11 protein-coding genes are annotated in these 10,523 nt (G+C 58.2%); 4 read left to right on the forward strand and 7 right to left on the reverse strand.

The annotated features are described in order from the left end of the window. A partial coding sequence (locus RMO15_RS20420; RefSeq protein ID WP_309716210.1) for an MBL fold metallo-hydrolase occupies positions 1–287 on the reverse strand: 287 nt, incomplete at its 3' end. A 122-nt stretch (positions 288–409) separates the two neighbouring features. Here RMO15_RS20420 and RMO15_RS20425 point away from each other — a divergent pair. Then, entirely contained in the window at positions 410–1,075 is a 666-nt protein-coding gene (locus RMO15_RS20425; protein ID WP_309716212.1) for a hypothetical protein, read from the forward strand. 7 nt (positions 1,076–1,082) lie between these two features. Beyond that, the gene (locus RMO15_RS20430; RefSeq protein WP_309716215.1) at positions 1,083–2,252 is read left to right on the forward strand and encodes a hypothetical protein; all 1,170 of its coding nucleotides are present in this window, start codon (positions 1,083–1,085) and stop codon (positions 2,250–2,252) included. On the opposite strand, the gene ggt is transcribed toward RMO15_RS20430, so the two are convergent. Genes ggt through RMO15_RS20445 form a run of 3 tightly spaced genes read right to left on the reverse strand, consistent with a single transcriptional unit; the run spans position 2,249 to position 6,094 of the window. After that, complete coding sequence (gene ggt, locus RMO15_RS20435; protein ID WP_309716218.1) at positions 2,249–3,814, reverse strand: gamma-glutamyltransferase; 1,566 nt, start codon at positions 3,812–3,814, stop codon at positions 2,249–2,251. The genes RMO15_RS20430 and ggt overlap by 4 nt on opposite strands. 10 nt (positions 3,815–3,824) lie before the next feature. Further along, on the reverse strand, positions 3,825–4,907 hold the full coding sequence (locus tag RMO15_RS20440; protein ID WP_309716220.1) for a Gfo/Idh/MocA family oxidoreductase: 1,083 nt from the start codon (positions 4,905–4,907) through the stop codon (positions 3,825–3,827). A gap of 53 nt (positions 4,908–4,960) precedes the next feature. Continuing rightward, positions 4,961–6,094, reverse strand: a complete 1,134-nt coding sequence (locus tag RMO15_RS20445; protein ID WP_309716221.1) for a thiolase family protein — start codon at positions 6,092–6,094, stop codon at positions 4,961–4,963. A gap of 30 nt (positions 6,095–6,124) precedes the next feature. Between RMO15_RS20445 and RMO15_RS20450 the strand changes: the two genes are divergently transcribed. Both RMO15_RS20450 and RMO15_RS20455 read left to right on the forward strand, forming a co-directional pair. Further along, positions 6,125–7,192, forward strand: coding sequence for a serine hydrolase domain-containing protein (locus RMO15_RS20450; RefSeq protein ID WP_309716224.1), 1,068 nt, complete (start codon positions 6,125–6,127; stop codon positions 7,190–7,192). Between the two features lie 115 nt (positions 7,193–7,307). Then, on the forward strand, positions 7,308–7,703 hold the full coding sequence (locus RMO15_RS20455; protein ID WP_309716229.1) for a hypothetical protein: 396 nt from the start codon (positions 7,308–7,310) through the stop codon (positions 7,701–7,703). Positions 7,704–7,745: 42 nt separating this feature from the next. Here the strand turns inward: RMO15_RS20455 and RMO15_RS20460 are convergent, their stop codons facing one another. From RMO15_RS20460 to aroA, 3 genes are read right to left on the reverse strand one after another with little or no spacing between them, the layout of a single operon-like run. Continuing rightward, positions 7,746–8,432 carry a lysophospholipid acyltransferase family protein gene (locus RMO15_RS20460; RefSeq protein ID WP_309716232.1) on the reverse strand — a complete coding sequence of 229 codons (687 nt, stop codon included), beginning with the start codon at positions 8,430–8,432 and terminating at the stop codon, positions 7,746–7,748. Next, positions 8,429–9,088 carry a (d)CMP kinase gene (gene cmk, locus RMO15_RS20465; protein WP_309716235.1) on the reverse strand — a complete coding sequence of 220 codons (660 nt, stop codon included), beginning with the start codon at positions 9,086–9,088 and terminating at the stop codon, positions 8,429–8,431. Before cmk ends, RMO15_RS20460 begins: the two co-directional genes overlap by 4 nt. Continuing rightward, on the reverse strand, positions 9,073–10,368 hold the full coding sequence (aroA, locus tag RMO15_RS20470) for a 3-phosphoshikimate 1-carboxyvinyltransferase (RefSeq protein ID WP_309716238.1): 1,296 nt from the start codon (positions 10,366–10,368) through the stop codon (positions 9,073–9,075). The genes cmk and aroA overlap by 16 nt, the downstream gene beginning before the upstream one ends. Positions 10,369–10,523: the final 155 nt, after the last annotated feature.

A 10,523-nucleotide genomic window follows, 5' to 3' on the forward strand; every position in this document is an offset into this window, starting at 1 on the left:
CCCTCGGGGCCATAGATCGTCACCGGCCCGACACCGCCTTGTGCGAGTGCCCGTGAGGCAAGTAGGCCTGGAAGTCCAAAGATATGGTCGCCGTGAAGGTGAGTCAGGAAGATCCGGGTGAGCTGAGAGAGCCGTACATGGGAGGCACGCAAGATCTGCTGCTGCGTCCCCTCACCACAGTCTATGAGCCACCACTCGCCCCGCTGAGGCAAATGGAGGGCCGTCGCGGAGACATTTCGTGCCCGTGAGGGTGCCCCAGAGCCTGTCCCCAGAAAAGTCACTTCCACGGCGGCTATTGTATCGCAACTCCCCCAAGCTGTCCGAGCATCAATATTCCCAATACAACATGTCGCCTGATAGATAGCTTTCATCTACTTACCAAACCTAAGCAATGAGCCGATAGAGAACCATGATCTTTCATGTCTTCGGCTCTCCGTCTTCGCTTGACTGCGACATTGTCGTCTTTGTGGATACCCTACCCTCACTTGAAGAAGGTAAAGCACTCGCCGCAGAGCTAGCGCCCCAAATCTTGACTCAGCTCGGCACCGGCAAGAAGCTCAATCTAAACTTCGCTGTTCTACACGACGGAATAATCGTCGAGACGCTCAAAGGCATCCCCGATGAGACCAACAACGCCGTGCTGGCAACCTATGGCTTTCATACACAATGTTATCCGCTTGCCATTGCCCATGCCGTTTCTCGTGATCGTCGTGCCAAGTTCGAGCGTGCGGCACGCATCGTTCTCTCGCTCTACTCCCGAACACCGCAGCGTGAGTCCGTAAAGCGAGCACTGAATGGCGACTTTGCAGCGAAGTGCACGATGCTTGCAGCGCTGGATCTTTCTGTATCCACGGACTTCGGCAAGAATGGAGCACCCGAGGATGTCTACAAGAGCATTGCCTTTCAGCTTGGGCAGGCTATCGCACTTGCGGAAGGCATTGAGTTCTATACGAAAGAAGCGATCGTGGAGCACTTCCCCAGGCTCAGGCCTGCTCTGCAACGCGAGCCCCAAACCGAGACAGACCGCCAAGCTCTGGAAACACTCAAAGCCCAGTTTCTTAAATATTCCGTATAATTCAGGCATGAACCTACGAGCAATCACGCGTGGCCCGAAGTTCCACTGGTTTGGCTACTACGATAAAGAGCAGTTCGACCCAACCGGGCGCTTTGTACTGGGCATGGAGACAAGCTTCGAGGGACGAACGCCCCAGCCGGACGATGTGCTAACGATTGGAGTGATCGATCTTGAGGAGCACGAGCAGCAGAAGGCATGGACTCCTCTAGGGACGACGCGGGCTTGGAACTGGCAGCAAGGCTGCATGCTCCAGTGGGTTCCCAAGACCAAGAGCACGGTGATGTGGAACGACCGAGAGGACGGCCAGTTTGTCAGCCATTTTCTCGACATTCAGACCGGCAAGAAGCGCACCCTCCCCGCGCCGCTCTACACCCTCTCACCCGACGGGAAGTGGGGAGTCGCGCCGGATTTTCGCCGTCTCAACGACTGCCGTCCGGGCTATGGCTACAACGGCCTCCCCGATCTGGGCCGCGACAAGCAAGCGCCAGAGGATGCAGGGATTTGGCGCACGGAGCTCAAGACGGGTAAGACGGAGCTGATTTTCTCGTTTGCCGATGCGCTCAAGGCATGGCCCCAGAGCGACAAAGCCTGGGCGAGTACCAAGCACTGGTTCAACCACCTACTCTTCTCCCCCGACAGTAAGCGCTTTATCTTTCTCCACCGCTGGCGCAAGCCGTCGCAAGGAGCGGGTTTCTCCACGCGAGTCTTTACGATGGGAACCGATGGCAAAGACCTGCACCTGCTCTATCCCTACAACAACTTCAGCCACTTCATCTGGCAAGACAGCAAGCACGTTACGGCCTGGGCAAACCTGCCGTCGCATGAGTACAAGTTTTACGACTTTACGGATAAAACCGACAAAGCGGAGCCCATTGGGGTAGATGTGATGACCCGCGACGGGCACCTAACGTATCTGCCCCAAGACGGCGGCAAGCGCTGGATTGTCAACGACACCTACCCGGATAAAGAGGGCTACCAGCACCCGTATCTCTACGACATGAAAACGGGCAAGCGCACCGAGCTGGGTAAGCTCCTTGCGCCCCCTGCCTACCGGGGTGAGTTTCGCTGCGATTTGCACATCCGCCACAGCCGTGATGGAAAGAAGCTCTGCCTCGATTCCGCGCATGAAAACGGGAGACAGTTGTATCTGCTGGAGATTGAGGAGCTTGTTGGCTAAAGAGTCTTACCCGAGCCACGCGGGTCGCTCGCGCCGGTGACGCTGCCATTTTGGGCGATCAGAATCCCCTGTGCATCTCCCAGCGTGCGGGGCTTGCCAAAGACATGTCCCAAGCGCTCCAGGCCAATCTTGACGTTCTCGGGCAAGTGCCTATCTGCGCCGATCTCATCGGGGAGCCACTGGTGATGAACACGCGGCGCAGCGATGGCCTCGGCGATGGGCATCTGGTGATCCACGACGTTTAAGATGACCTGGAGCACGGTGTTGATAATCGTCGGGCCACCGGGGGAGCCGATGATGAGTTTCAGAGCGCCATCGGGAGCCGTCACAAAGGTCGGGGTCATGGACGAGAGCGGGCGCTTTCGGGCTTTGACCGCGTTATTCTCGCCCTGAATCAGGCCATAGCGATTGGGCTGGCCGGGGCTTGCGGCAAAGTCGTCCATCTCGTTGTTCATTAAAATGCCCGTGCCCGGAATGGTCACCCCAGAGCCGTGCGAGCCATTGAGCGTGTAGGTATTCGAGACCGCGTTGCCCTCGCTATCCACAATCGAAAAGTGCGTCGTGTGAAGCGGCTCATGGCTCGCCTGCCCAGCCCGAATCGCCGTGCTGGGCGTGGCATGGCGCAGGTCAATTCCCTCGCGCCAGCGGGCCGCATAGCGTGGGTCAGTGAGCTGGCTGACGGGAACGCGCACAAAATCCGGGTCGCCGAAGTACTCCGCGCGATCCGCGAAAGCCCGCTTCATCGCCTCGACGATCAGGTGCCAGCGAAGTGGGCTCTCCCAGCCCATGCGCCCCAGCTCGAAGCTCGCCAAAATATTCAGAATCTCGATCAGCACCGCGCCCCCCGACGACGGCGGCGGCATCGAGACAATCCCATGGTTTCGGTAGCTGCCCGTGACGACCTTGCGCTCTTTGACTTCATAGCTCCGCAGATCACGCTCGTTGATCCAGCCGTGGGGACGCATGGCACTTGCAATGCGCTTTGCCGTCTCGCCCTCATAGAACTCACGCGGCCCGTGTTTCTGAATCCGCGCCAGAGTCTCGGCAAGCTCGGGCTGCTTGAAGCGCTGCCCTACCGTCACGCCCCCAAAGATCGCCTTGGTCGCCGCGTAGCGCGAGAGCAGCGCTTTGTCACTGGTGAGCGAGCGCACCAGTGACTCAGGTGCCACAAAGCCCTCAGCGGCGAGCGCACGCGCGGGCTCGATCAGCTCCGCAAACGAGAGCTTTCCGGAGCCGTATTTCTTGTGTGCCAGCGCCAGCCCCGCCACCGTTCCCGGCGTCCCCGATGCACGCCAGCCAACCGTCGGCCCACCCTCATCGGTCTTGCCTGCGTAGACATCGCGAAACGCCGCGCCCGGAGCCATCTCGCGGTAGTCAATCGCGGCGGTTCGGCCCATCTTGTGCCGCCACATCAAAAAACCACCACCGCCCAAGTTGCCCGCCTGTGGGTAGGTCACAGCAAGGGTAAAGCCCACTGCCACGGCAGCGTCCACCGCATTGCCCCCGCGTCGCATCACATCCACTCCTACCTGGGATGCCAGCGGCTCGGCACTTGCCACCATGCCTCGACTTTTAGGAGATTGCAACCTCACCCCCTACTTCGCTGGACTTGTAGATCGCGTCCATGATCTGCGTGACCATCAGCGCCTGCTCACCCGTCGCGGCCCCAACTTCGTCAATGGTCATGTCCTCACGGATAGTCTTGAGAAACATCTCGATCTCCTTGCCGTGTGTGCTCGCCACGTTGGGGAGCCAGCCGGTCGTGGTGTCGGTGAGGGTGCCGAACTCCTCGCGGTACATCGTGTACTTGCCCGCGTTGGCATCGAAGAATGCACCGGCTCCCGTGCCAAAGAGCTGAGTGTCGAAGTGCTCCTGGTCAATATTGGCTAAAAACGAGGCCAGAAGCGTCATCGTGCGCCCGTCTTCAAACCGAACGTAGGCGCTGGCAAAGTCCTCAACGGTGTAGGCGCTGGTGTCCCACTGTCCCCACTCCCCGACTAGCCCCGGCGTCTTGCCCATCTTACAGACCGCACTGCCCACGGTGGCAACAGGCTTGGGATGTCCCATCAGCCAGAGAGTCATGTCGGTGATGTGCACGCCAATATCAATCAGCGGCCCGCCCCCGTTGAGTTCCTTGTTGATAAAGACGCCCTTGGCGGGAACTCTGCGCCGACGAATTGCACGCGCCGCTGCATGGTAAATATCTCCAAACTGCCCGTTCTCCACCGCCCGCTTCAGGCTCTGCGCTCCGGGGGAGTAGCGCATGTTAAAGCCGATCTGCAGCTTCTTCCCTGTCTCGCGTTGGGCCGCGATCATCGCCTTGCACTCGTCGGCGTTCATCGCCATCGGCTTCTCGCAGAGCACGTGCTTTCCGGCCTTCAATGCAGCAATGGTGATCGGCGCATGAGCGTAGTTGCCCGTACACACCGAGACGGCATCAATATCATCGCGCTCCAAAAGCTGGTGGTAGTCGTCGTAGGTTGTCGGGATTCCGAACTGCCCACTCGCCTCCGCGCAGCGCTCCGGCAGAATATCCGCCACCGCCACGACTTCGCACCACTCCGGGAGTTTCCGATAGCCGCTCGTTAAGTGCGCCCCCCGCGCAATCCCCCCAAACCCGATAATTCCAACGCCAACCTTGCCGTCCTTGGTCATGACAATCCTCCACACTCTCACTTCGGTGCGAGGCAGAGAATTTCCTTCAGGCGTTATAGAAACTCGAAGAGCCCGGCGGCTCCCATTCCGAGGGCGGCGCACATCGTGACCATGCCGTACCCCCCCCTTTGCTGTCGCCGCTGGGCTTCGTGCAGGAGCGTGACGGTTTGCCGTGCCCCGGTGGCTCCGAGGGGATGGCCCAGGGCGATCGCGCCGCCGTTGACATTGACACGCTCCCAGTCTAAAGGAAAGTGATTTTGGCTGGCAAGCGCCTGCGCGGCAAAGGCCTCATTAAACTCGATCAGGTCTATCTGGTCTAGCCCCACTCCCGTGCGCTGGAGCAACTTGGGGATTGCAGCGGCGGGGGCAATACCAAAGTGAATCGGATCGACTGCCGCTGTGGCATAGCCGACAAAGCGAGCGAGTGGCTTGAGGCCATGCTTTTGGGCCAGCGCTTCCGTGGTCATTAAAACCGCCGCCGCCCCATCGCTGCGCTGACTGGCATTTCCCGCCGTGATCACCCCGCCAAAGGGCGTCTTCAGCCCGGCAAGCCCCTCCAGAGTTGTCTCCGCGCGGATGCCTTCGTCTTGGGTGATTACCGTGCCGTCGGGGAGGGTGATCGGGATGATCTCGGCCTCAAACTTCCCGGAGGCTTGCGCACTCGCCGCGCGTTGCTGGCTCCGGAGCGCAAAAGTGTCGCACTGATCTCGGGTGATGCCCTCCTCGACGGCAACCCGCTCGACTGCATCGCCCATTCCGAGCCAGGTATCGCCTGCGAGGGAATCGTTGGGGCGAAGGGTCTCTCCCATGAACGGAACACGCGTCATGCTCTCAATGCCACCCGCTAAAAGAAAATCAGCCTGACCGGTTGCCAGCTTTGCCGCCGCCGTCGCTATCGCCTCTAGTCCTGATGCACAGAAGCGATTTAGGGTCAGCCCCGCCACACTCTCGGGGAGTCCGGCACGGAGCGCCGCCACACGGGCCACGTCCATTCCTTGCTCCAGCTCTGGCATCGCGCAACCCAGGATAACATCGTCAACCAGAGCTGCGGAGAGCTGAGGAACGCGAGCAAGCACGCCGCGCAGTACGAAAGCGGCTAAATCATCGGGCCGTAGATCTTTAAAACTTCCCTTGGGGGAGCGCGTTAGGGCGGAGCGTCCTGCCGCAACGATTACAACATTGTTCATTGGCCAATTATACCCCGGTACAATAGCACCATGAGCTTTTTACAGACCAATCGCTTTCAACCCGCCGCTGAACTCGTCGCAGAGGCTGTTGCCAAGGGCGTCCCAGGGGCCGTTTTGCTGATCGTGCACCAAGGCAAGGTCGTCTTGCGACAGTGCTGGGGCTACGCCGGTCTGCGCCCTGAAAAGCGCCCCATGACCTGTGAGACACTATTTGACCTTGCGTCGCTGACAAAGCCTATTGCGACAGGAAGTGCGCTGGCTCTGCTCCTCGAAGCGCGCCAGCTTACTTTGGATGATCCGGTGGAGAGATTTCTGCCGGAGTTTTCCCAGCGCCCCGGCATCACGATACGGCATCTTGTGACTCACTGTGCGGGGATTCCGGCGGGGGGAGCCTATGCCAACCGCTACGTCACGCTCCCTGAGATCGTCGGGGAGATCGTCCGGTCGCGGAAAGCGGCAGGGGTTGGGGAGAAATTTATCTACTCCGACTACTCCGCCATCGCGCTGGGAGCCGTGGTAGAGGCTATCGTCGGGCAGCGGCTGGATCTCTTTTGCCGCGAGCGTGTCTTTCTTCCCTGGGCAATGACCGAGACCACTTACCGCCCTGGTGTGCACCTCGCTCCGCGCTGTGCCGCCACAATTTCTGGCGATGATCTCCCCGGCCGCCGTGGTAAAGTGCACGACCCCACCGCCGCCGCGCTCGAAGGTGCAGGCTGTGTCTCAGGTAATGCGGGCCTCTTCTCCACAGCCGACGATCTCGGACGCTTCGCACAGAGAATGCTAGAGGGGGGGCGTGGAATCTATCGCCCTGAGACGGTTCGCCTGATGACCACGCCACAGTCCCCTCTCCCCGGGCCAGAGGGGCAGCGCGGCGTCCTTTGGGATATTGGGAGCGCCTATGCAATCCGAGGCGCGCTGTCAGAGGCTTCCTATGGGCATACAGGCTTCACAGGTACTTCTATATGGCTAGTGCCTTCGTCTGGTACTGCAATTATCCTCCTTACGAATGCTGTTCATATTGCAGAAAGTAGTACTAAAGTAAGTGTCATTCCCTTACGACGAGCTGTATCTACAATGGTTGCAAAAATGATAGGTTAATAGAGATATTATTAAAGGATGCCTTATTATTTTTACGATATAATCCCTTTTGAAGCTCCAACGTGGGCAACATCGGTCGGGAAGACAGCCTGACCAAATAAGGAAATATATAACAATGGGACGACGACCTAAAGTGATAAGTGAAATTACGACCGAAGCAACCGAAGCAGCACCTGTGGTGCGCCGACGACGCCGAACAAGCCGTGTGATTGACCATGCCGCACAGACGGCACTTCTAGTAGACTCACTTTTGAAGACCCGTGGCACCGATGGTGCTTCTCAGGAAGAGCTTCAGAGTGTGATCAACTGGGCACGTGGAGTGCATTCCGAGACGGAGGAGCTCAAGACCCTCGTAGGCCGTCCGCGCCGCCAGAAAGCACTGGCATCCCCGGATCGCATGGCCGCTTACGAGCTCAACAAAGCTCTCCTGGAGAGCGTCCTCGCCGGTAGCATCGGCCTTAATGTCAATGAGAGCGGCTCGATTGTTTTCATCAACCCATCGGCGGAATAAAAGCAAACTAGCCAAAAAGCCCAGCATCTTGCTGGGCTTTTTCTATTTCTGGTTCTCACGAGGAGGAATCGGCGAGAAGACTCCGACCCGCTGTGCCGGTTTCCCACGCCAGTGCTCACGGGTCTTGGCGACCGCCTCCATCATCTCCTGGCCCGCAGTGTCCCGATCCGCCGTTTTCGGAATCGTGTAAGGCTCCCCAAAGGCAACAGTGATCTTCCCATGATGGATACCGCCTTTTTTGCCGAGTACGTAACTTGCTCCACTCACGAAAACGGGTACTACGGTGCAACCTGTCTTAATCGCGAATAGAGCAGCTCCTGGTTCCGGTACTCCAATTTCTTCCTCAGAGTCCTGACGGGTTCCTTCAGGAAAGACACAAACCACACGCCCCGCTTTCAAGAACCCAAGTGCCGTCTTAAACGCGGTCATGTCCGCCTCACCGCGCTTGACAGGGAAGCCGTCTACACCCCGCAGTAGCCAGTTGAGAATCCTGTTGTGAAAGAGTTCTGCTTTGCCCATAAAGACGACGCGGCGTGGGGTGACATTGCCGATTGCCACGGGGTCTAGGTACGACGTGTGGTTACTGACATACAGAACCGCCCCCTCTTTGGGAACATTCTCTGCGCCTTGAATGTAAAACGTCGCCCAAGGCCGAAGAAGAACCAGCGTTCCTCGTTTTAATATCCAGTAGGTATCCGTTTGCTTCGGTGCCGTTTTTTCGTCGCTCATGCCTCTACTTTACCCGCAAGTTCCATCACAATCTGCTCAATGGTTCGCCCATCCGTGAGAAACGTTATCGCATCCGGTGCCGGCTTGAGCGGTGAGGCCTCGCGAGTTTCGTCGCGCTCATCCCGTTCTTTCAGGTCTGCAAGCACCCTTGCGTAGTCAAATACCTCACCACGCGCCTCAAGCTCGGCATGACGGCGACGTGCACGCTCTTCCGGTGAGGCAGTGAGAAAGATCTTCAGCTCCGCCTGGGGAAACACCACCGTCCCGATATCACGTCCCTCCATCACCACGCCCCCTTGGGCACCAAGCGCCTGTTGGAGGCGCACCAATGCTGTACGAACGCCCGGAATAGCAGCCACCTTCGAGGCCATCAGGGAGACTTCAGGAGTCCGAATTGCCTGAGAGACATCCTCGTCGCCGAGAAACACACGCTGCGGCTCCCCAATACCGGCAGGGTCAAATGTGATCTGGGCAGCCTCCGCCAATGCCGTGCTTTCTTCCGGTTCTGTCCCAGTTCGCAAGGCCACCAGCGCCACACAGCGGTACATCGCCCCGGAGTCCAGGTAGATATACCCCAGACGATCTGCCAGCAGGCGTGCCACGGTAGATTTCCCTGCACCCGCGGGCCCATCAATTGCCACTATCCAGCGCTGCATAGCTCCTCCAAGCGTGCAAAAAAGTCAGGGAAAGTCTTGGCAACACACTGTGGGTTATCAATCACAATCCCAGGAGACCTCAGTCCCGTAATGGCAAAGGCCATCGCCATCCGGTGATCGTCGTAGGTCTGAATCGTAGCAGGTAGGAGCTGTTTTGCCGGGAATATCGTCAGGCCATCGAATCGCTCTTCGACACGCACACCAAGACGCTGTAGCTCTGTGGCCACAGCGGACAAGCGATCCGTCTCTTTATGTCGAATATGGGCAACATTCTCGATCACCGTCGGAGAGTCGGCAAACGGCGCAATTGCCGCCAGCGTCATCACGGTATCCGAGATTGCGTTCATGTCTACCGTCACACCATGAAGGGTTTCAGGGCCACTAACCTCGATAAAACCAGGGGCTTTGGTCACCTCACAGCCCATCTGCTCCAAAACATCTACAAAGGCCACGTCGCCCTGAAGCGCGTCAGGCCCAAGATTTGCTATCCGCACCCGCCCCGCTGTCACTGCCGCTGCAGCAAAGAAATAAGAAGCAGCAGAGGCATCGGGCTCAATGGCATAGGTTCCGGGGCTTTTGAGTTTCTGTCCACCCGGAATCCGGTACTCGCGCCCCCCACTCAAAACCTCAATAACCCCGCCAAACTGGCGCACCATTGCCACCGTCATTTCGATATAGGGCGCAGAAAGAATCGGCCCCTCGACACAAATAATCGTTTCCTTTGTCGCACAGGGTGCCGCAAGCAATAATCCCGAGAGAAACTGGCTAGAGGAATCAGAACGTACAATTGTGCAGCCGCCTTGAAGCCCCTTCGCGTGAATCGTGAGGGGCGGACATCCCGTCGGGCAGTCAATTTCCACGCCGAGCTTTAACAATGCCTCCGCCAGATCACGGATCGGGCGCTCCCGCATCCGCTCCACCCCATCGAGAAGGAACTCTCCATATCCTAAAGCAGCAATCGGGCTGATAAAACGGGCAGTTGTCCCCGAGTTTCCCACAAAGAGCTGTGCGTTCGATGCAGGAATTGTTCCTTCGCACCCCCATACCCGCACTTCATGAACCGTGTTGCTGGCTTCCACACGAAACCCTAGCTCCACTAGACAGTCCTGCATTCGCTGTGTGTCATCAGCAACCAAAGCGCCTGTCAGCAGCGTTTCGTCGTCGGCGAGTGCCGCTAAAGCAAGAGCGCGGTTGGTGATACTTTTGCTCCCCGGCACAAAAGCAGTACCGATAATTGGCGAGGATACGGGGGTTATACCGAGTTGTGGGGGAAGAGTCACAACCTATAGAATATCACAAACAGAAATGGCCCTTCCTGGTTTCACTAAGCTTTCACTTAGCAAGACCAAGAAGGGCCAATCACATAAATTCTGGCGTCGCGCTATTTTCCCAGGGGCTTTTGCCCCAAGTATCTTCGCCGCAATAGGGCTTAACT

This window comes from Armatimonas sp., from assembly GCF_031410135.1.
Classification (GTDB): domain Bacteria; phylum Armatimonadota; class Armatimonadia; order Armatimonadales; family Armatimonadaceae; genus Armatimonas.

Excerpts from the sequence above, each read along its gene's own strand:
- RMO15_RS20425 (WP_309716212.1), top strand. The coding sequence starts at position 410 with ATGATCTTTCATGTCTTCGGCTCTCCGTCTTCGCTTGACTGCGACATT.
- RMO15_RS20430 (WP_309716215.1), top strand. The coding sequence starts at position 1,083 with ATGAACCTACGAGCAATCACGCGTGGCCCGAAGTTCCACTGGTTTGGC.
- ggt (WP_309716218.1), bottom strand. The coding sequence starts at position 3,814 with ATGGTGGCAAGTGCCGAGCCGCTGGCATCCCAGGTAGGAGTGGATGTG.
- RMO15_RS20440 (WP_309716220.1), bottom strand. The coding sequence starts at position 4,907 with ATGACCAAGGACGGCAAGGTTGGCGTTGGAATTATCGGGTTTGGGGGG.
- RMO15_RS20445 (WP_309716221.1), bottom strand. The coding sequence starts at position 6,094 with ATGAACAATGTTGTAATCGTTGCGGCAGGACGCTCCGCCCTAACGCGC.
- RMO15_RS20450 (WP_309716224.1), top strand. The coding sequence starts at position 6,125 with ATGAGCTTTTTACAGACCAATCGCTTTCAACCCGCCGCTGAACTCGTC.
- RMO15_RS20455 (WP_309716229.1), top strand. The coding sequence starts at position 7,308 with ATGGGACGACGACCTAAAGTGATAAGTGAAATTACGACCGAAGCAACC.
- RMO15_RS20460 (WP_309716232.1), bottom strand. The coding sequence starts at position 8,432 with ATGAGCGACGAAAAAACGGCACCGAAGCAAACGGATACCTACTGGATA.
- cmk (WP_309716235.1), bottom strand. The coding sequence starts at position 9,088 with ATGCAGCGCTGGATAGTGGCAATTGATGGGCCCGCGGGTGCAGGGAAA.